We start from the raw sequence: 19815 nt of genomic DNA on the forward strand, positions 1-19815 counted from the left end.
CGCGTGCCGTACTACTCACGCGCCGCACCGCGTGCCGTGCCCGCGCGCCCCGCCGCGTGCCGTGCTCAGCGCCCCACCGCGTACCCCTGCATCCCGCGCGCGTTCGCCGCCGCCGAGAGGATCCCGGTGCGGGGGTCCCGCGCCACCGCGCACAGCCTGCCCTCCGACCACGGGCCGCCCACCAGGACGTCGTGCCCCCGGCGCCGCAGCTCCGCCACGACCTCCGGGGGCGTCCGGGCCTCCACCGTCACGCTGCCGGGACTCATCCCGCGGGGGTGGAAGGAGCCGGGGAAGCTGTCCGTGTGCCAGGCGGGGGCGTCGATCGCGCCCTGGAGGTCAGGGCCGCCCCGCACCGGGTCCCGCAACGCCACCCCGAGGAAGAAGTGGACCTGCCACTGGTCCTGCTGGTCGCCCCCCGGCGAACCGAAGGCCATGACGGGGACGCCGTCCCGCAGCGCGAGCGAGGGGGTCAGGGTGGTGCGCGGCCGCCGGCCCGGGGCCAGGGAGTTCGGCAGCCCCTCGTCGAGCCACGCCATCTGCAACCGCGTGCCCAGCGGGAATCCCAGCTCGGGCACGACGGGGTTGGACTGGAGCCATCCTCCGCTCGGCGTGGCGGAGAGCATGTTCCCCCAGCGGTCGACGACGTCGACGTGGCAGGTGTCCCCCCGCGTCCCGCCGTCCCCGGCCACGGTCGGCTCCCCGCCCCCGAAGGCGGCGGTGGCCGCGACCGCCCCGTCCCCGGCGGCCACCGCGAGGGCGTGCGCGGACAGCCGCGGCGCGCGCCCGCCGGGCGAGCCCGGCCGCAGCGCGTACGAGGCCGTGTCCCCGATCAGCTTCCGGCGGCCCGCGTTGTACTCCGCCGAGAGCAGCTCGCCCACCGGGACGCCGCCACCGTCCTCCGCGTCCCCGTACCAGGCCTCCCGGTCGGCCATGGCCAGCTTGCAGCCCTCCACCAGCAGGTGGACGTACTCCGCCGACCCGTACGCCGGAAGCTCCGCGACGTCCGGGGGCAGCAGCGCGAGCTGCTGCAGGAACGCGGGCCCCTGGCTCCAGGGCCCCGCCTTGCACAGCGTCCAGCCGTTCCAGTCGTAGGCAACCGGGTCCTCGTACGAGGCCGACCAGCCCCGCAGGTCCGCCGCCGACAGCGTCCCCGTGTGGCGTGCCCCGCTGGTGTCCATGGTCGGCGCCCCGGCCTGCCTGGCCAGGGCCTCGGCTATGAACCCCGTGCGCCACACCTCCCGCGCGGCCTCGATCACCGCGACGCGCGCCCCCGCTCCGGCCGCCGCCCCGGCCCCGGCACGCGCCTGCTCCTCCGCCTCCGCGAGCAGCCGCCGCCACGTCGCCGCGAGCGCCGGGTTGCGCAGCAGCTCACCGGGGCGCGGCGGCTCGCCGCCCCGGAGGTACACCTCGGCCGACGAGGGCCACTCCGTCTCGAACAGTTCCCGTACGGTCTCGACGGTCTCGGTGACCCGCTCCACGGGCGCGTGCCCGTCCTCCGCGTACCCGATCGCGTAACGGAGGACGTCGGCGAGCGACTTCGTGCCGTGGTCCCGCAGCAGCACCATCCACGCGTCGAACGCCCCCGGCACGGCGGCGGCGAGCGGCCCGGTGCCGGGCACGAGGTCGAGGCCGAGCGAGCGGTAGTGGGCGATGGTCGCCCCGGCGGGCGCGGGGCCCTGGCCGCAGAGCACGCGGACGTCGCCGCCGGCCGGCGCGAGGATGATCGGCACCTCGCCCGCGGGTCCGTTGAGGTGCGGTTCGACCACGTGCAGGACGAAGCCCGCGGCGACGGCGGCGTCGAAGGCGTTGCCGCCGTCCTCAAGGACGGCCATCGCGGACTGCGAGGCGAGCCAGTGGGTGGAGGACACCATGCCGAAGGCGCCCTGGAGGGTCGGTCGCGTCGTGAACACAGTGCCTCTCACCTCGCCGTTCGGGTGCGTCGGCCGGATCTTAGGCGCTCGGGGCGGATCGTGGGGAGGCCCTGGAGGGCACGGGAGGCGGGCCGGAGACGGCGTCGCGGCTCACCGGCTCGCGGGACCGCGGTCGCCGAACGGCCGCATCCAACACATGCGTTCGAGTGCGCCGGGACCGGTCAGGCATGATGAGCGGAGGCAGGTGCCAGGGGCATCTTTGTGGAGGGAGCGGGAGTGGCGGAGAGTCCGGCGCAGGGGCGGAGGGGCGGCCCGGCGGCGCCCCAGTTGCGGCTGGACGAGCTGCTGGAGGGTCTTCAGGCACAGGTGGAGCAGGTCCGCGCGACCCGGGACCGGGTGCACACGCTGCTGGACGCTGTCCTCTCCATCGGCACGGACCTGGATCTCGACGTGGTGCTGCGGCGCATCACCGAGTCCGCCGTCACGCTGGTCGACGCCCGGTACGGGGCCCTCGGCGTGCTCGGCGAGGAAGGGAAGATCCGCCAGTTCATCACGGTCGGCATGGACGAGGACACCCTCCACGCGATCGGCCACTACCCCGAGGGCAACGGCATCCTGGGGCTGCTGATCCGCGAACCGGAGCCGCTGCGCCTGACCGATCTGGGCCGCCACCCCGACTCGGTGGGCTTCCCCGCCGGGCATCCGCCGATGACCACGTTCCTCGGGGCGCCGGTGCGCGTGCGGGACCAGGTCTTCGGCAACCTGTACCTGACCGACAAGCACGGCGGCGCGGAGTTCGACGAGGACGACGAGGCGGTGCTGCGCACCCTCGCCGCCGCGGCCGGCGTGGCGATCGACAACGCCCGCCTGTACGAGGACTCCCGCCGCAGGGAGCAGTGGCTCGCGGCCAGCAGCGACCTGACGCGCAGCCTGCTGTCCGGCACCGACCCCGACCAGGTGCTCCGCAAGATCGCCTCGACCGTCAAGGCGCTGTCCGGCGCGGATCTGGTGACGCTGGCGGTGCCGTTCGACGGCGGCGACGAGCTGGTGGTCGAGGCCGCCGACGGGGAGGGCGCCGAGCGGTTCCTCGGTCTGGTGCTGCCGGCCGGCACGCCGGCCGCGGAGGTCTACCGCTCCAACCAGCGGATCACCAGCAGTTCGCTGTCCGACGGACCGCGGGCCAAGGGCGGCTCCGCCGCGCGGAGGGGCCTGGGGCCCGGGTTCCTGCTCCCGCTGGGCGGCGGCGAGCACGTGCGAGGAGTCCTCCAGGTCGCCAACCTGCCCGGCGGCGCGGAGTTCTCGGAGACCACCATGGCGATGATCAGCGGGTTCGCCGACCAGGCCGCGCTGGCCCTGGAGATCGCCGAGCACCGGCGCGAGGCCGATCACCTGCTGGTCCTGACCGACCGCGACCGCATCGCCCGCGACCTGCACGATCTGGCCATCCAGCGGCTCTTCGCCTCGGGGCTGACCCTGAACTCGGTGCTGGGCAGGGTGTCCGACCGCCCCGAGGTGACCGAGCGGGTCCAGCGGGTGGTCGACGACCTCGACGACACCATCAAGACCGTACGGGGCACGATCTACGCCCTGCGGGAGCGTGACCGCTCCGACGGGCGCGGCGGCCTGCGCGCGAAGCTGCTGGCCGAGACCGACCGGGCCGCCGCCGTACTCGGCTTCGCCCCCGCCCTGCGCATGACGGGCCTCCTCGACACCGACGTGCCCGCCGAGCACGGCGGACACCTGCTCGCGGTGTTGCGCGAGGCGCTGTCGAACGCCGCCCGGCACGCGCACGCCACCGCCGTCGAGGTCACCGCCGAGACGGACGGCAGGCGGCTGCGGCTGCGCGTCGCCGACAACGGCACGGGCATCGACCCCGCCACCGACCGGCGCAGCGGCCTGGACAACCTGCGCCGGCGCGCCACGGACCTCGGGGGCGGCTTCACGGTCGGGCCGAACGGGCCCGCGGGCACTGTCGTGGAGTGGACGGTGCCGCTCCCCGCACAGGGCGGGGCCTGAGCCCGGCCCCCCGCCTCACACGGTGGTGCCCGCGGCGCGGTGCTCGCGCCGGCCGCCGGTGCGCGGCGCGCGGTCGCCGCCGCCGACCGCGGCGCGGACACCGATCAGGGTGAAGGCCAGCGCCGCCGCGGCCACGACCGCGAGGAGGGCGAGACCGGCCGCGTACGAGCCGTAGGCGCCGTACAGCGAGCCCATCACCAGCGGCGGCAGGAAGCCGCCCAGGCCGCCCGCGGCGCCGACCACGCCGGTGACCGAGCCGACCTGGTCCGCCGGGGACAGCAGGGCCACCAGGGCGAAGGCCGCACCGCTGCCCGCGCCGAGCGCCGCGGCCATGGCCAGGAAGGCCACGGTGCCCGTCGGCGCGAGGGCCGGGGTGAACGACTGCACGGCCGCACCCGCCACCACCACGGCCAGTGACCCGGCGAGGACCCGGACCGGGCCCACGCGGTCCGAGAGCCAGCCGCCTGCCGGGCGCATCGCGACCGCGAGGAGCACGAACCCGGCCATGCGGTTCGCCGCGTCCCCCTGTGTGAGCCCGTAGCCGGTCTTGAGGTAAGTGGGCAGGTAGACGGAGAAGGCCACGTATCCCCCGAAGGCCACCGCGTACAGCGCGGACGCCTGCCAGGTGATGCCGAGACGGAACGTGGCGGCCAGGCGGCGCCCCATCGGCTCGGTCGGCACGGCGCAGCCGGGGGCGTCCCGCAGCAGCGCCGCGGCGGCCACCGCGTACACGGCGAGGACCGCGGCGGTGATCAGGAACGGCGTCGCCATGCTGTGCGCGTCGACCAGTTTCACGGTGGTCAGGGCGCTGATGGCGGTGCCGCCCATGCCGGCGCCGAAGACGCCGATGGCGAGGCCGCGCCGCTCGGGCGGGAACCAGGCGTTGACGAAGGGCACGCCGACGGCGAAGGCGGTGCCGCCGATGCCCAGGAAGAACCCGCCGACCAGCAGCGCGGCGAGGGAGGAGTGCCCGGCCTGGCCGAGGTAGAGCACCGGCACGATCGTGGCCGCCGACACGATCGGGAACATGGTCCGGCCGCCGAACCTGTCCGTCAGCGCGCCCACCGGGACGCGCCCCAGGGAACCGACCACGACGGGCACCGCCACCAGCAACGACTGCTCGAACGACGACAGGTCGAGGCCGTCCTTGAACCGCGGGCCCAGGGGGCTCAGCAGCGCCCACGCCCAGAAGTTCACGGCGAAACCGACCGTGGCCAGGGCCAGCATCAGCCATGCCCGGCGCGGCGTCGGAGCGCCCGACGGCGAGCTTCCGCTCCTCGACTTCAACGACGACTGGACCATGGTGCCCGTCCTCTTCTTCTTCGGTTTCGCCGGTTCTCCGGTTCTTCTGGTTCTTGGTTTCACTGGTTCTTCCGGCTTCTCTGGTTTCTCTGGTTTCTCTGGTACTCCGAGGACGCCGCGAGACTTCGCGGGTGGCACGGGCTCCGAGGCAAGACGCGGTCTCCGTGGCCACTGTCCGCATCCGCCGCTCATCGCCGGGATGGGCCGGATGTCCCTGCCGGCCGGAGGACGGGCCCTGTCTTCGGGCCCGGCGGTCCCGGGGCCCCGGAAGGCAGGGCCGGTCGGCCCCTACCCCCCGGCCGCGCCGCCGGGGACCATGGCCTGATGTCCCTGAACGACGCCTTTCGCGCACTGGACCGGCAGGAGTGCCTGCGCCTGCTGGCCAAGGCGCCGGTCGGCCGCGTGGTGTACACGCGGCAGGCGCTGCCCGCGGTCCTCCCCGTCAACTTCTCCCTGGACACGGACGCCTCCGTGCTGCTGTGCACCTCGCCGGGCTCGGACCTCGTGGCCGCCATCGACGACGTCGTGGTGGCCTTCGAGGCGGACGAGTTCGACGCGGTGGCCCGGTCCGGCTGGAGCGTGGTGGTCACCGGCCGGGCCACCGTGGTGACCGACCCCGCCGAGCACGAACGCCTGGCGCGGACCGGTCCCCGCTCCTGGATGCCCCTGCACGACGCGGCGTTCGTGCGGATCGAGTCGGAGATGGTGACCGGACGGGAGCTCAGGGGAGCGCTCGGCGTCGCGCACTGAGGCCCCGGCCCGCCGGGCGGCCCCCTACGGGACCACCACGGAGTACGCGGGTGCGCGGGGCGTCCTGCCGCCCTCCGGGCCGTAGCCGAAGCGGATCAGCATCTGCGGGCAGCGCCCGCGCCTCCCGCCGGCCGTCGCCGCCCGCAGGTCGGGCCACTCCATCGCCTGGTGCAGCATCGACGTGCGCACCCCGAGCCGGGTGGCCGTGAGCAGCACGCGCTCCAGGGCCTGCCCCGCCCGCAGCCAGTCCTGCCGCCGGTCGCGCGCGGTCCACAGCAGGGCCACCTGGGCGTGGCGTTCGAAGGGCAGGGGAGGCAGGCGCGGCGCGGACGGCGCTCCGGTGAAGTCCCGCACCGGCAGCCGCCCCGACGCGTCGCGCGGGCCCAGGGCCGTCAGGGGGATGCCGTAGGGGTCGTCCGCTCCCGGGGCGGTGATCCACGCGCGTGTCTCGGCCGTGCGGCCCGGGTGGTGCGTGTTGCGGTCCTCGGCGGCCCGGGTCAGGCGCAGCAGGCGGCGGGTCCCCATGATGTCGGGGACGTCGAGGCGGGCGCCCTCGACGCGGGCGGCGGCGACCAGCTCCGTGACGATCTGCTCGGCGACCGGGCGTCCGGTGAACGGCATCCGGCTGGTGTGACGCCGCGCGATGGCCTCGTACAGGCCGTCGTCGATGGAGGGCCACCCGTCGGCCGCGGACGCGGGCGTCAGCCGCACGGTGGCCAGTGGATCGGGGCCGCACGTGTCGCGGCCTTCCGGGTCACGGCCGTACGTGTCGCGGCCGTACATGTCACGGCCTTCCCTGTGGGGGAGCAGCCGTACGACGGGGTTCCAGCCCAGGTGCGCGGCGGCCATGCGGAGGTTGAAGACGGCCGCGCCCACGGACAGGTGCTGGGCGCGCCCTTCCGGGTCGGCCCCCGGCAGCACCCGGCCCCGGTCCACGCGGACCTCGATGGAGCGGCTGTCCGGGTCGAGGCGGAACCGCCAGGGCTGGGTGTTGTGGATCGACGGTGCCGCCACCGCCGCCGCGAGCAGGGACTGAACGGCTGTGGCGTCGACTTCCCGGGTCTGCATATCGGCTCCTTCGCAAGGCTGCCCCTCGTACCGGTCAACCCTGCGCGGCCGGACCGCTGCCGGGGAGGGTTGACCGGCCCCTCGCGGCGGGCCATGCGGCCTCGGTCGACGAGCCGGACGGCGCGGCCGCACCGCACCGACGGGACGCGGTCGGGCCACTCGCCACCATTGGTCCCGGTCACGCCCGGCGGGATGGGGCCGCAAAGCCGTCCGGCGGGGACCATCGGCCCCGGGTCACGGTGTCCCGGGGCTCCTAGCGTTCACGACCATGGAGAACGATCAGAGCGCACGGCGTCAGGCACCGCCCACCGGCGCGGGCTGGCCGCTCGCGGCGCGCAGGCTGCTGACCCGCCGCGAGGTGTCGGCCGACGGGCGCGCCGTGTTCGGTGCGGGCGACCCGAAGTGGGAGAGCTTCTACCGGGACCGGTGGGCCCATGACAAGGTGGTGCGTTCCACGCACGGCGTGAACTGCACCGGTTCCTGCTCGTGGATGGTGTACGTCAAGGACGGCCTCATCACCTGGGAGCACCAGGCCACCGACTACCCCTCGATCGGCGCCGACTGCCCCGAGTACGAGCCGCGCGGGTGCCCCAGGGGCGCGTCGTTCTCCTGGTACACCTACTCCCCCAGCCGGGTCCGCCACCCGTATGTGCGGGGCGCGTTGCTGACGCTGTGGCGCGAGGCCCGCGGGCGGCTCGGCGATCCGGTCGCGGCCTGGGCCGAGATCACCTCCGACCCGGCCAAGGCCCGCGCGTACAAGCGGGCGCGCGGCAAGGGCGGCCTGGTGCGCGCCGACTGGGACGAGGTGTCCGAGCTGGTCGCCGCGGCCCATGTCCACACCGTCAAGAAGTACGGCCCCGACCGCACCGCCGGCTTCTCCCCGATCCCGGCGATGTCGATGGCGTCCTTCGCGGCCGGCGCCCGCTTCATGTCGCTGATCGGCGGCACGCTGCTCTCCTTCTACGACTGGTACGCCGACCTGCCGGTCGCCTCCCCGCAGGTCTTCGGCGACCAGACCGACGTGCCGGAGGCCGCGGACTGGTGGAACGCCGGGTACCTGGTGATGTGGGGTTCCAACATCCCCGTCACCCGCACCCCGGACGCGCACTTCCTGACCGAGGCCCGCTACAACGGCGCCAAGGTCGTCGCGGTCAGCCCCGACTACGCCGACAACGTCAAGCACGCCGACGAGTGGCTGGCCCCGCATCCCGGCACGGACGGCGCGCTGGCGATGGCCATGGGGCACGTGATCCTGCGGGAGTTCCTGGTCGACCGCGAAGTGCCCTACTTCCGGGACTATCTGCGGCAGTTCACCGACGCCCCGTTCCTGGTGGCCCTGCGCGAGCACGGCCGCGGGCTCGTCCCCGACGGCTTCCTCACGGCCGCCGACCTGGGCCGCGACGAGGAGCACGCCGCGTCCAAGACGGTCGTCCTCGACGGCGTCACCGGTGAACCCGTCGTCCCCAACGGTTCGCTCGGCTTCCGCTGGGCGAAGGAGGAACCGGGCCGCTGGAACCTCGACCTCGGTGACACCGTGCCCGCGCTGAGCCTGCTGGAGTCGGCCGAGGACACCGCGACCGTCGCCCTGCCCCGCTTCGACGAGGGGCCCACCGAGGGCGGCTCGGTGATGCTGCGCGGCGTGCCGGTCCGCCGGGTCGGCGGACGGCTCGTCACGACCGTCTTCGACCTGCTGCTCGCCCAGTACGGCGTCCACCGCCCCGGCCTGCCGGGCAGCTGGCCGTCGTCGTACGAGGACGCGTCCGAGCCCGGCACCCCGGCCTGGCAGGAGACGGTCACCTCCGTGCCGGCCGTGCAGACGGCCAGGATCGCGCGCGAGTTCGCCCGCAACGCCGAGCGCACCAAGGGCCGCTCCATGATCGCGATGGGGGCCGGCACCAACCACTGGTTCCACTCCGACACCATCTACCGCGCCTTCCTCGCGCTGACCACCATGACCGGCTGCCAGGGCGTCAACGGCGGCGGCTGGGCGCACTACGTGGGCCAGGAGAAGGTCCGCCCGGTCACCGGGCAGCAGCATCTGTCGTTCGCCTTCGACTGGCAGCGGCCCACCCGGCACATGGCGGGCACCTCGTACTGGTACCTGAACTCCGACCAGTGGCGCTACGAGGCCTTCGGGCCCGACGAGCTGGCCTCCCCGCTCGGGGAGGGGCGGTTCCGGGGCAAGGGGTTCGCCGACTGCCTGGCGCAGGCCGTGCGGCTGGGCTGGACGCCGGGGCACCCCGGCTTCAACCGCAACCCGCTCGACCTCGCGGACGAGGCAGCGGCGGCGGGCCGGCCGGTCGCCGAGCACATCGTCGACGAGCTGCGGTCCGGGCGGCTGCGGTTCGCCGCCGAGGACCCCGACGACCCGGCCAACTTCCCGCGCGTGCTCACCGTGTGGCGGGCCAACCTGCTCGGCTCGTCCGGCAAGGGCAACGAGTACTTCCTGCGCCATCTGCTGGGCACGGACGCGGCGGTCCGCTCCGCGGAGACCCCGCCCGAGCAGCGGCCGAAGGACGTGGTGTGGCGGGAGGAGGCGCCCGAGGGCAAGCTCGACCTGCTGGTCACCATGGACTTCCGGATGACCTCCACCGGCCTGCTCTCCGACGTCGTCCTGCCGGCCGCGACCTGGTACGAGAAGGACGACCTGTCCTCCACGGACATGCACCCCTTCGTGCACGCCTTCACCCCGGCCATCGCCCCGCCCTGGCAGGCCCGCACCGACTACGACACGTTCCTCACCATCGCCGACAGGTTCAGCGAACTGGCCGCCGACCACCTCGGCAGCCGCACCGACGTCCTCGCGGCGCCGCTGCTGCACGACACCCCCGACGAACTCGCCCAGCCGGGCGGGGCCGTCAAGGACTGGAAGGCCGGCGAGTGCGAGCCCGTGCCGGGGCGGACCATGCCGAAGCTGGTGGTCATCGAGCGGGACTACGCGGCGGTGGCGCAGAAGATGCGGGCCGTGGGGCCGCTGCTCGACACCCTGGGCACCACCACCAAGGGCGTCACCGTCCACCCGGACCGGGAGATCGACGACCTGCGGCACCGCAACGGCGCCGTCAGGGACGGGGTCGCCGCCGGACGGCCCTCGCTCGCCACCGCGTCCCACATGTGCGAGGCGATCCTCGCCCTGTCGGGCACCACCAACGGCCGCCTCGCCACCGAGGGCTTCCGGGAGCTGGAGCGGCAGACCGGCAGCACGGGCCTGGTGGAGCTCGCCGCCGAGCGCGAGGCGGAACGCATCACGTTCGCCGACACCCGCACCCAGCCCCGCTCCGTCATCACCTCCTACGAGTGGTCGGGCTCGGAGACGGGCGGGCGCCGCTACTCCCCCTTCGTCATCAACACCGAGCACAAGAAGCCCTGGCACACCCTCACCGGCCGCCAGCACTTCTTCGTCCAGCACGACTGGATGACCGAACTCGGCGAGCAACTGCCCGTCTACCGGCCGCCGTTGAACTCGCCCCGGCACTACGGCGACGAGCGTCTGCGCGAGGACGGGCGCGCCGAGGTCACCGTCCGCTATCTGACCCCGCACTCGAAGTGGTCCATCCACTCCAACTACCAGGACAACAAGTACATGCTCGACCTGTCCCGCGGCGGCCCCACCATCTGGATGTCCACCGCCGACGCCGAGAAGATCGGCGTCACCGACAACGAGTGGGTCGAGGCGTACAACCGCAACGGCGTCGTCGCCGCCCGGTCCGTGGTCACCCACCGGATGCCCGAGGGCACGGTGTACATGCACCACGCGCAGGACCGCAACGTGAACGTGCCGAGGACCGAGGTGAGCGGCAGGCGCGGCGGCATCCACAACTCCCTGACCCGCCTGCTGCTCAAGCCCACCCACCTCGCGGGCGGCTACGCCCAGTTCACCTACGCCTTCAACTACTACGGCCCGACGGGCAACCAGCGCGACGAGGTCACCGTCATCCGTCGCCGCGGCCAGCGAGTGGAGTACTGACATGCCCCGTGACCACGTCACCGTCGGCCGCGTGATGGCCCAGATCGCGATGGTGATGAACCTCGACAAGTGCATCGGCTGCCACACCTGCTCGGTCACCTGCAAGCAGACGTGGACCAACCGCACCGGCGTCGAGTACGCCTGGTTCAACAACGTCGAGACCAAGCCCGGGGTCGGCTACCCCCGCCGCTACGAGGACCAGGAGCAGTGGAAGGGCGGCTGGGCGCTCGACCGGCGCGGACGTCTCGTCCTGCGCTCCGGCGGCCGGGTCAGGCGGCTCCTCTCGCTCTTCTCCAACCCCGACCTGCCCGCCATCGAGGACTACTACGAACCGGTCACCTACGACTACGACAACCTCGTCAGCGCCCCGGCGGGCGACGACATGCCCGTCGCCCGCCCCCGCTCGGTCCTCACCGGGCGGCCCACGGCCATCACCTGGGGCGCCAACTGGGAGGACGGCCTGGGAGGCGCGCCCGAGAACGCGGGCGGCGACCCGAATCTCTCCGGGGCCTGGGCGGAGAAGGTGAGGTTCGAGTTCGAGCAGACCTTCCTCTTCCACCTGCCCCGCCTGTGCGAGCACTGCCTCAATCCGGCCTGCGTGTCCGCCTGCCCGTCCGGCGCGATGTACAAGCGCGTCGAGGACGGCATCGTCCTGGTCGACCAGGACCGCTGCCGGGGCTGGCGGATGTGCGTGACGGCGTGCCCGTACAAGAAGGTGTACGTCAACCACGCCACCGGCAAGGCCGAGAAGTGCACGTTCTGCTTCCCGCGCGTCGAGGCGGGACAGCCCACCGTCTGCTCGGAGACCTGCGTGGGCCGGCTGCGCTACCTCGGCCTGCTGCTCTACGACGCCGACCGGGTGGGCGAGGCCGCCGCCACCGAGGACGACCAGGACCTCCTCGACGCCCAGCGCGGGGTGTTCCTCGACCCGCGCGACCCGGCGGTGCGCGCGGCGGCCCGCGCGTCGGGCATCCCCGAGGACTGGCTGGACGCCGCGCGCCGCTCCCCCGTGTACGACCTGGTCGCGCGCCACAAGGTGGCGCTGCCGCTGCACCCGGAGTACCGCACCCTGCCGATGGTCTGGTACGTGCCGCCGCTCTCCCCCGTCCTCGACGCCGTCGACGCGGCGGGCGGTGACCAGGACGACCCCGACCACGTCTTCGCCGCCGTCACCCGGCTGCGCATCCCGCTGGAGTACCTGGCGGAGCTGTTCACCGCCGGGGACACCGGCGTCGTCGCCGGTGTGCTGATGAAGCTCACCGCACTGCGCTCGTACATGCGCGGGCGCGCCCTCGGCGAGGAGGGCGGCGAGGCGGCGCTCGCGGCCGCCGGCCTGACCGCCCGGGAGGCGGAGGACCTGCACCGGCTGCTCGCCGTCGCCAAGTACGCCGACCGGTACGTCGTCCCCGCCGCGCACAAGGAGGACGCGGCGGCGCTGACCGCGACGGAGGACCGCTGCCCGGTCGAGTCCCCCGGCGGCCCCGGGCCCCGCGAGGTCATGCTCGGCATCCCCGCCCTGCGCCGCGACACCCCCGCCGGAGGCCGTCCATGAGCCCGCTGCCCGCGACGATCCCCGCCCTCGTGCGCGCCCGCGTCCGCGCGGCCGTACGCCGCCCGGCCCGGCACACCCCCGAGGAGACGGCGGACCGGGCCCTGACGCTGCGCCTGGTGTCGCTGCTCCTCCAGTACCCCGACGCCGAACTGACGGCGGCGCGCCCGGAGCTGGCCGCGGCGGTGGAGGCTCTCGCCGCCACCCCCGCGGCGGCGCACCTGGCCCGGTTCACCGGCTGGTTCGCCGTGCAGGACGCCGAGGCGCTGGAGCGGCACTACGTCGAGACGTTCGACCTGCGCCGCAGGAGCGGCCTCTACCTCACCTACTACCTGCACGGCGACACCCGCCGCCGGGGCATGGCCCTGCTCACCCTGAGCCGGCGGTACCAGGCCCTGGGCTGGGACATGGGCGGCGGCGAGCTGCCCGACCACCTGCCGGTCGTGCTGGAGTTCGCCGCCCTCGCGGGCCCGGGGCCCGGCGAGGCGCCCCTGCGCCGGCACCGGCGCGGCCTCGAACTGATCCACCGCGCGCTGACCGACGCCGGTTCCCCGTACCGACACGTCCTGGCCGCGCTGCTCACCCTGCTGCCGCCGCCCACCGAGGCGGACCGCGCGGCGGTGGCCAGGCTCGTCGCCGAGGGCCCGCCGGACGAGGAGGTCGGCCTCGGCCCCTACGGGCCCTACGGCGAGGGCGGTTTCGCGCCGCCGAACACCTTCGTGCCCCCGGCGCCCGCCGCGCCGACCCAGGCGCCACCCGCTGTGACCAGCCGTACGGAAGGCCCCCGATGAACGCCGCACCCGCCCCCCTGCCCGCCGCGTCCACGAGCGGCGCGGACCTGCTGCTGTGGGTCGCCGTCCCCTACATCTGCCTCGCCGTGTTCGTCGTCGGGCACGTCTGGCGCTACCGGCAGGACCAGTTCGGCTGGACCTCCCGCACCAGCCAGCTCCTGGAGCACCGCTGGCTGCGCTTCGGCGGCCCGCTGTTCCACAGCGGCGCCTTCATGGTGATCGCCGGGCACGTGGGGGGCCTCGCCGTTCCCGGCTCGTGGACCGAGGCCGCCGGCGTCAGCGAGCACGTCTACCACACCACCGCCGTGTGGGCGGGCTCGGTGGCGGGCCTCGCCATGGTCGCGGGCCTCGGCATGCTGTGCGCCCGTCGGCTGCTCACCCGGTCGATCCGGCTCGCCACCGACCGCAGCGACAAACTCCTCTTCCCCCTGCTGGCCGCCACCGTCGTGCTCGGCATCGCCGCCACCGCCGCGCACAACGTCTTCGGCCCCGGCTACGACTACCGCTCCACGGTCTCCGTCTGGTTCCGCGGCCTGTTCGCCCTCCGGCCGCGGCCGGAGGCCGTCTCCGGCGCCCCGCTGCTGTTCCGGCTGCACGCCCTGAGCGCCTGCCTGCTCTTCGCCGCCTGGCCGTTCACGCGGCTCGTCCATGTGTGGAGCGCCCCGGTCGGCTACCTCGTCCGCCCCTACCTGGTCTACCGGCGGCGGTCCGCGGCGGCCGGCCGCGGCCTTCCTACTTCCGCCGGTCCTGGGCCCGGGTCGCGATGACGGCGGCCTGGATGCGCCGCTCCACGCCGAGCTTGGCCAGCAGCCGGGAGATGTGGTTCTTCACCGTCTTCTCGGCGAGGTAGAGCCGCCGCCCGATCTGACGGTTGGTCAGGCCTTCGCCGATCAGGGCCAGGATCTCCCGCTCCCGCTCGGTCAGGCCCGGCAGGGCGTCGGGCTCGGGCTCCGGCTCCTCGGCCTGCCGCAGCCGGGCCATCAGCCGGGCGGTGGCGCTGGGGTCGAGCAGGGACTGGCCCGCGGCCACCGTCCGCACGGCCGACACCAGGTCGGAGCCCTGGATCTGCTTGAGCACGTACCCGGAGGCGCCCGCCATGATCGAGTCGAGCAGCGCCTCCTCGTCGTCGAAGGAGGTCAGCATCAGACAGGACAGCTCCGGCATGCGCGAGCGCAGCTCCCGGCACACGGTCACCCCGTCGCCGTCGGGCAGCCGCACATCGAGCACCGCCACCCGCGGGCGCAGCGCGGGCACGCGGACGAGGGCCTGCTCGACCGTGGCCGCCTCGCCGACCACGGTGATGTCCGGCTCGTCGTCCAGCAGGTCGTGCACCCCGCGCCGTACCACCTCGTGGTCGTCCAGCAGGAAGACCCTGATCGGCTCTTCGGGTCCGGGCTGCTCGCCGTCCGCCATCGGATGCTCCTCGTTCCACGCCATGTGTGTCCCGCACCGGGCGTCCCCGCGGGGCACGGCCGGTCCTTGTCCACCGCGAATTCTCCGTGGTCCCCGGCCGAACGGCCAGGGCCGGTCGGCCCTACTCGGCCCTCGGGTCACGCGTCCGGGCCGGCGCGCGGGGCCCTCGGCCCGGTACCGGGTGGCCCGGCCGGGGGGCCGACCGGCCCATGGGCCGGGGCGGGGCGCTGCAAGAGCCTGGGGGCGACAGGCCGACACTCCCTACCGGAGGCACCCCGTGACCGCTTCCACCATGACGCCCAGCATGCTCCAGGCACTGCCGGCCGAGCACCGGCAGCGGCTGATGCGCTACGCCCGGGAGGTGTCGATCCCCCAGGGCGCCCGGCTCTTCGACGAGGGCGGCCGGGCCGACCGGTTCTGGATCATCCGCACCGGCACCGTCCACCTCGACATGCGCGTGCCCGGCCGCCGCGCCGCGGTCATCGAGACCCTCCGGCACAACGAACTCATCGGCTGGTCCTGGCTGTTCTCCCCGCACTCCTGGCACATGGGGGCCGAGGCGACGACCCCCGTGCGCGCCTACGAGTTCGACGCCACCGCGGTCCGCTCGATGTGCCGGGACGACCCCGCGTTCGGCCTGAGCGTCGCCCTGTGGGTCGGTGACGTCCTCGTCCACCGCCTGCGCTCGTCCCGCACCCGGCTCCTCGACCTGTACGCCCCCTACGGCAGCGGCAGCCTCCTGTGATCGCCGCCGCCACCCCTTCCGCCCCGCTTGGAGGCCCCATGCTGTCCGCAGAGTCCGCCGCCGTGGTCCGTGCCACGCTGCCCGCCGTCGCCGGAGCACTCGACGAGATCACGACGCGCTTCTACGGCACGATGTTCCGCGACCGGCCGGAACTGCTCGACGGGATGTTCAACCGCGGCAACCAGGCCAGCGGCGCCCAGCGCCGCGCGCTGGCCGGTTCGATCGCCGGGTTCGCGACCGCGCTGCTCGACGACCCCGACACCCGTCCGGACACGCTCCTCGACCGGATCGCGCACAAGCACGCCGCCGTCGGGGTCACCGACGACCAGTACACGATCGTCCACACGTACCTGTTCGGCGCGATCGCCGAGGTGCTCGGCGACGCGGTGACCCCGGAGGTGGCGGCCGCCTGGGACGAGGTGTACTGGCTGATGGCCGGCGCCCTCATCAGCCGGGAGGCCCGCCTCTACCGGGACGCGGCCGTGGAACCCGGCGAGGTGTGGCGGCCGTGGACCGTCGTCGAGCGCCGCACCGAGACCCCCGACACGGTGTCCTTCCTGCTCCGCCCCGCCGACGGCGGGCCCGCTCCCCGGGCGCGGGCCGGACAGTACGTGAGCGTGCGCGTGCGCATGGCCGACGGCGTGCGCCAGCTGCGGCAGTACAGCCTCTCCTGCGACCCCGGCGGCGACCTGCGGCGCATCACCGTGAAGCGGGTCGCGGGCACGGCGGGCTCACCGGACGGCGAGGTCTCCGGCCTGCTGCACCGGCAGGTCCGCGAGGGCGACGAACTGACCCTGTCCGCCCCCTTCGGCGATGTCTTCCTCGACGAGCGGGACGAGTCCACCGCCCCGGTCCTGCTCGTGTCCGCGGGCATCGGCTGCACCCCCATGACCGGCATCCTGGCCCACCTCGCCGCGATCGACTCCCCGCGCCCGGTGCTGGTGCTGCACGCCGACACCTCCCCCGCCGAGCACGCTCTGCGCGCCGAGACCAGGGAGCTGGTTTGGCGGCTGACCGACGCCCGCGCCGTGTTCTGGTACGAGCGGCCCGGCCCACAGGAGCCAGGAGCCCGCACCGGCCTGATGGACCTGGACGGGATCGAACTGCCCGAGGACGCCGCGGTGTTCCTGTGCGGCCCGCTGCCGTTCATGCGCGAGGTGCGCGGGCGGCTGCTGCGCGCCGGCATCCCGGCCCGGCGCATCCGCTACGAGGTCTTCGGCCCCGACCTGTGGCTGCCGGGCGCGGCGGCCTGAGACACCCCGGCCCGGCGCCGCTTCACGGCGGGCGCGCGCACCCCCGTCACTCGATCCCCCGCGCCCGCCGGAACCGCGCCAGCCCTTCCGCGAGGTCGACGACCGGCTCCGGGTAGCCGAGACGCGCCCGCTGGGCCGCCGGCAGCTTCCACGGCTCGTGCACCGCGCCGCCCGCGACCTCCGCCAGCTCGGGCACCCACCGCCGTACGTAGTCCCCGCTCGGGTCGTACCGGTGGCCCTGGCGCACGGGGTTGAGCACGCGGTTGGGTCGGCTGTCGGTGCCGGTGCCCGCGATCCACTGCCAGTTGAGCTGGTTGTCGGCCAGGTCCCCGTCGACCAGGAACCGCCGGAAGTGCCGGGCGCCCACCCGCCAGTCGACGTACAGCGTCTTGGTCAGGAAGCTCGCGGTCAGCAGTCTGCCGCGGTTGTGCATCCAGCCCTCGTGAAGCAGCTGCCGCATCGCGGCGTCGACGATCGGATAGCCCGTGCGGCCCTCCTGCCACGCGCGGATGTCCTCGGCCGCCGTCCGCTCGGTGCGCCAGCGGTCCTCGCGCGTGCGGTAGTCGCGGGACGCCGCCGCCGGCCTGGCCGCGAGCACCTGGTGGTGGAAGTCGCGCCAGCAGAGCTGCCGGACGAAGTTCTCGGCGCCCTCGCCCTGGCGGCGGCGGGCGTCGCGGACGAGTTCGGTCGCGGAGACCGTGCCGAAGTGCAGATGCGGCGAGAGCCGCGAGGTGGCGTCGCCCGCCAGATCGTCCTGGCCGCCCTCCCCGTACGCGTCGATGCCGTCCCGCAGCCACGCCTTCCACCGGGCCCTGCCCACGCTCTCGCCGCCCCGCGCGAGCCCCGGCGAGACGCCCTCGACGCCGTCCCGGCCGGGGACGGGCTCCGAGCCGACGTGGTCGGGGACGCGCACGCCGCGCGGCGGCCCGAGGACGTCCCGCGGCCGCTGGGCGCACCACTGGCGGTGGTACGGGGTGAAGACGGCGAAGTGGTCGCGGCCCGCCGGGGTCACCGCGCCCGGCGGCAGCGCGGTGATCACGCCGTCGTGGACGAGCAGTTCCCCGCCGTCGCGTTCCAGGGCCGCCCGCAGCCGCCGCTCGCGGGCGTGGGCGTATCCGCTGACGCCGCCGGACAGGTGGAGTTCCGTGGCGTCCGTCTCCGCCATGACCGCGCGCACCTGGTCGACGACGTCACCGCCGCGGACGACGAGCCGGCCGCCCCGCTCGCGCAGCCGCCGGTCCAGGTCGGCCAGGCAGTCGGCGAGGAACGCCTCGCGGTTGGGCCCGGCGAAGCCCGTGTCCGCGATGGCCCGGTCGCGGACGAAGAGCGGCACCACGGCGTCCGCGCGGGCCACGGCGGCGCGCAGCGGCGGATGGTCGTGCACGCGCAGGTCGGAGGTGAAGAGGACGACCGAGGTCTTCATGGTGCTGCTCCGTCACGCGCGCTCCGTACCGCCTTGTCCCCTCCTGCTTCCTCCTTTCTGGCCTCCCGGGATGCGGCGCGCGCGATGTTTCTCGCCATGCCGCCGAAGACGACGGCGTGGAAGGGCGAGACGCTCCACCAGTAGGCGTGGCCGAGCAGCCCGTGCGGGTGGAAGAACGCCTGCTGCCGGTAGTGGACGCGGCCCGCGGGGTCGCGGTCGGCGTACATCTCCAGCCAGGCGAGTCCGGGCAGCCGCATCTCCGCCCGCAGCCGCAGCATCCGGCCGGGCTCGATCTCCTCGACCCGCCAGAAGTCCAGCGAGTCCCCGACCCGCAGCCGCGCGGCGTCCCGGCGGCCCCGGCGCAGCCCCACGCCGCCGACTGCGCGGTCCAGCCAGCCGCGGACCGCCCAGGCGAGCGGGAAGGAGTACCAGCCGTTGTCGCCGCCGACGCCCTCGATGATGCGCCACAGGCCTTCGCGCGAGGCGTCGACGGTGATCCGGCGCCGGTCGGTGTAGAGGCTGCCGCCCGCCCAGTCGGGGTCGGTGGGCAGCGGATCGCTGGGTGCGCCGGGCAGCGCCGCCGACGACCAGCGGGTGGCGACCTGCGCCTCCTTGACCCGGCGCAGCGCGAGGGAGAGCGCCTCGTCGAGGGCGACCGGCGCGCCGGGCGGGTCGGGGACGTGGCGCGCGATGTCGTGCTCGTCGCAGACCACCTCGTGGCGCAGCGACTCCGCGAGGGGGCGGGCCAGCGCGCGGGGCACCGGCGTGACGAGGCCGATCCAGAGGCTGGAGAGCCCGGGGGACAGCATGGGCACGCGCAGGATGAACCGGTGCGGGAGCCCGGCCACGCGCGCGTAGCGCCGCATCATCTCCTCGTACGTGACGATGTCGGGGCCGCCGATGTCGAACGCGCGGTTCACCTCGGGTGGCATGTCCGCGCTGCCGACGAGGTAGCGCAGGACGTCGCGGACGGCGATGGGCTGGATGCGGGTGCCGATCCAGCTCGGCGTGACCATGACCGGCAACCGCTCGGTGAGGTGGCGGAGCATCTCGAACGAGGCGGAACCCGAGCCGATGATGACGGCCGCGCGCAGCACGGTGGCGGGGACCCGCGCGGCCAGGAAGATCTCACCCACCTCGGCCCGTGAGCGCAGGTGCGGCGAGAGTTCCGCGGGCGGGACGCCGGTGGGGGCGAGGCCGCCCAGGTACACCACGCGTCCGACGCCCGCGAGGGCCGCCTGCTCGGTGAAGGTCCGCGCCGCCGTGCGGTCGGTGTCCTCGAAGCCGGGGCCGGTGGTGAGCGCATGCACCAGGTAGTACGCGACGTCGATGCCCCGCAGGGCCTCGGCGAGCGACCGCGCGTCGGTGACGTCGCCCCGCACGACCTCCACCCGGGGGGCCCAGGGGTGGTCGCGCAGCTTCACCGGGGAGCGGGCCAGGCAGCGTACGCGGTACCCGGCGTCGAGCAGCTCCGGCACGAGGCGCCCGCCGATGTAGCCGGTCGCTCCCGTCACGAGGACGTGCCGCCCCCGCTCGCCGCCCGTGTCCGCCTGCCCGTTCATCGCTGCTCCGTGTGCTCGCCCGTGGTGATGCCTGTCGCCTGCCCATCTTCCGCCGGATCGGACATTCCGGCACTCGGTTAGCGTGGGAGGCGATCACGGAACAAC

Annotated in this window: 14 protein-coding genes; 8 read left to right on the top strand and 6 right to left on the bottom strand. The window is 74.4% G+C overall.

What is annotated here, in order from left to right; genetic code table 11:
• Positions 1–65: 65 nt before the first annotated feature.
• Positions 66–1910, bottom strand: a complete 1845-nt coding sequence (locus DCW30_RS24545; protein ID WP_076683563.1) for a gamma-glutamyltransferase family protein — start codon at positions 1908–1910, stop codon at positions 66–68.
• Between the two features lie 237 nt (positions 1911–2147).
• Between DCW30_RS24545 and DCW30_RS24550 the strand changes: the two genes are divergently transcribed.
• The gene (locus tag DCW30_RS24550; RefSeq protein ID WP_418347013.1) at positions 2148–3887 is read left to right on the top strand and encodes a sensor histidine kinase; all 1740 of its coding nucleotides are present in this window, start codon (positions 2148–2150) and stop codon (positions 3885–3887) included.
• A gap of 15 nt (positions 3888–3902) precedes the next feature.
• On the opposite strand, the gene DCW30_RS24555 is transcribed toward DCW30_RS24550, so the two are convergent.
• A complete protein-coding gene (locus DCW30_RS24555; protein WP_079249926.1) occupies positions 3903–5189 on the bottom strand; it encodes an MFS transporter in 1287 nt (428 codons plus the stop codon).
• Between the two features lie 324 nt (positions 5190–5513).
• On the opposite strand from DCW30_RS24555, the gene DCW30_RS24560 reads away from it, so the two are divergent.
• On the top strand, positions 5514–5939 hold the full coding sequence (locus DCW30_RS24560) for a pyridoxamine 5'-phosphate oxidase family protein (RefSeq protein WP_076683569.1): 426 nt from the start codon (positions 5514–5516) through the stop codon (positions 5937–5939).
• Positions 5940–5963: 24 nt separating this feature from the next.
• On the opposite strand, the gene DCW30_RS24565 is transcribed toward DCW30_RS24560, so the two are convergent.
• On the bottom strand, positions 5964–7007 hold the full coding sequence (locus DCW30_RS24565; RefSeq protein ID WP_076683570.1) for an Acg family FMN-binding oxidoreductase: 1044 nt from the start codon (positions 7005–7007) through the stop codon (positions 5964–5966).
• Between the two features lie 268 nt (positions 7008–7275).
• Between DCW30_RS24565 and DCW30_RS24570 the strand changes: the two genes are divergently transcribed.
• From DCW30_RS24570 to narI, 4 genes are read left to right on the top strand one after another with little or no spacing between them, the layout of a single operon-like run.
• Positions 7276–10974, top strand: coding sequence for a nitrate reductase subunit alpha (locus DCW30_RS24570; protein WP_076683571.1), 3699 nt, complete (start codon positions 7276–7278; stop codon positions 10972–10974).
• A 1-nt stretch (position 10975) separates the two neighbouring features.
• Positions 10976–12526, top strand: a complete 1551-nt coding sequence (narH, locus tag DCW30_RS24575) for a nitrate reductase subunit beta (protein WP_076683573.1) — start codon at positions 10976–10978, stop codon at positions 12524–12526.
• Positions 12523–13314, top strand: a complete 792-nt coding sequence (gene narJ, locus DCW30_RS24580; protein WP_076683574.1) for a nitrate reductase molybdenum cofactor assembly chaperone — start codon at positions 12523–12525, stop codon at positions 13312–13314. Before narH ends, narJ begins: the two co-directional genes overlap by 4 nt.
• Positions 13311–14081 (top strand): respiratory nitrate reductase subunit gamma, encoded by a 771-nt coding sequence (gene narI / locus DCW30_RS24585; RefSeq protein WP_076683576.1) that lies wholly within the window; start codon positions 13311–13313, stop codon positions 14079–14081. The genes narJ and narI overlap by 4 nt, the downstream gene beginning before the upstream one ends.
• On the opposite strand, the gene DCW30_RS24590 is transcribed toward narI, so the two are convergent.
• Positions 14047–14727, bottom strand: a complete 681-nt coding sequence (locus DCW30_RS24590; RefSeq protein WP_119271204.1) for a response regulator — start codon at positions 14725–14727, stop codon at positions 14047–14049. The two genes, narI and DCW30_RS24590, sit on opposite strands and share 35 nt — an antisense overlap.
• Positions 14728–15019: 292 nt before the next feature.
• Between DCW30_RS24590 and DCW30_RS24595 the strand changes: the two genes are divergently transcribed.
• Both DCW30_RS24595 and DCW30_RS24600 read left to right on the top strand, forming a co-directional pair.
• Positions 15020–15472 (top strand): Crp/Fnr family transcriptional regulator, encoded by a 453-nt coding sequence (locus tag DCW30_RS24595; protein ID WP_062780664.1) that lies wholly within the window; start codon positions 15020–15022, stop codon positions 15470–15472.
• A gap of 38 nt (positions 15473–15510) precedes the next feature.
• Positions 15511–16725: a globin domain-containing protein gene (locus DCW30_RS24600; protein WP_076683579.1), complete on the top strand. Its 1215-nt coding sequence runs from the start codon at positions 15511–15513 to the stop codon at positions 16723–16725.
• Positions 16726–16771: 46 nt separating this feature from the next.
• Here the strand turns inward: DCW30_RS24600 and DCW30_RS24605 are convergent, their stop codons facing one another.
• Together DCW30_RS24605 and DCW30_RS24610 are read right to left on the bottom strand one after the other, a co-directional pair.
• The gene (locus DCW30_RS24605) at positions 16772–18148 is read right to left on the bottom strand and encodes a cryptochrome/photolyase family protein (RefSeq protein ID WP_076683581.1); all 1377 of its coding nucleotides are present in this window, start codon (positions 18146–18148) and stop codon (positions 16772–16774) included.
• Positions 18145–19710, bottom strand: coding sequence for an SDR family oxidoreductase (locus DCW30_RS24610; RefSeq protein ID WP_076683583.1), 1566 nt, complete (start codon positions 19708–19710; stop codon positions 18145–18147). The genes DCW30_RS24605 and DCW30_RS24610 overlap by 4 nt, the downstream gene beginning before the upstream one ends.
• Between the last annotated feature and the right edge of the window lie 105 nt (positions 19711–19815).

The sequence above is a fragment of the Streptomyces alfalfae genome, assembly GCF_004127445.1.
Classification (GTDB): Bacteria; Actinomycetota; Actinomycetes; order Streptomycetales; family Streptomycetaceae; genus Streptomyces; species Streptomyces alfalfae.

Excerpts from the sequence above, each read along its gene's own strand:
- DCW30_RS24590 (WP_119271204.1), bottom strand. The coding sequence starts at position 14,727 with ATGGCGGACGGCGAGCAGCCCGGACCCGAAGAGCCGATCAGGGTCTTC.
- DCW30_RS24605 (WP_076683581.1), bottom strand. The coding sequence starts at position 18,148 with ATGAAGACCTCGGTCGTCCTCTTCACCTCCGACCTGCGCGTGCACGAC.
- DCW30_RS24565 (WP_076683570.1), bottom strand. The coding sequence starts at position 7,007 with ATGCAGACCCGGGAAGTCGACGCCACAGCCGTTCAGTCCCTGCTCGCG.
- DCW30_RS24570 (WP_076683571.1), top strand. The coding sequence starts at position 7,276 with ATGGAGAACGATCAGAGCGCACGGCGTCAGGCACCGCCCACCGGCGCG.
- narH (WP_076683573.1), top strand. The coding sequence starts at position 10,976 with ATGCCCCGTGACCACGTCACCGTCGGCCGCGTGATGGCCCAGATCGCG.
- DCW30_RS24595 (WP_062780664.1), top strand. The coding sequence starts at position 15,020 with ATGACGCCCAGCATGCTCCAGGCACTGCCGGCCGAGCACCGGCAGCGG.
- narJ (WP_076683574.1), top strand. The coding sequence starts at position 12,523 with ATGAGCCCGCTGCCCGCGACGATCCCCGCCCTCGTGCGCGCCCGCGTC.
- narI (WP_076683576.1), top strand. The coding sequence starts at position 13,311 with ATGAACGCCGCACCCGCCCCCCTGCCCGCCGCGTCCACGAGCGGCGCG.
- DCW30_RS24560 (WP_076683569.1), top strand. The coding sequence starts at position 5,514 with ATGTCCCTGAACGACGCCTTTCGCGCACTGGACCGGCAGGAGTGCCTG.
- DCW30_RS24600 (WP_076683579.1), top strand. The coding sequence starts at position 15,511 with ATGCTGTCCGCAGAGTCCGCCGCCGTGGTCCGTGCCACGCTGCCCGCC.
- DCW30_RS24610 (WP_076683583.1), bottom strand. The coding sequence starts at position 19,710 with ATGAACGGGCAGGCGGACACGGGCGGCGAGCGGGGGCGGCACGTCCTC.
- DCW30_RS24555 (WP_079249926.1), bottom strand. The coding sequence starts at position 5,189 with ATGGTCCAGTCGTCGTTGAAGTCGAGGAGCGGAAGCTCGCCGTCGGGC.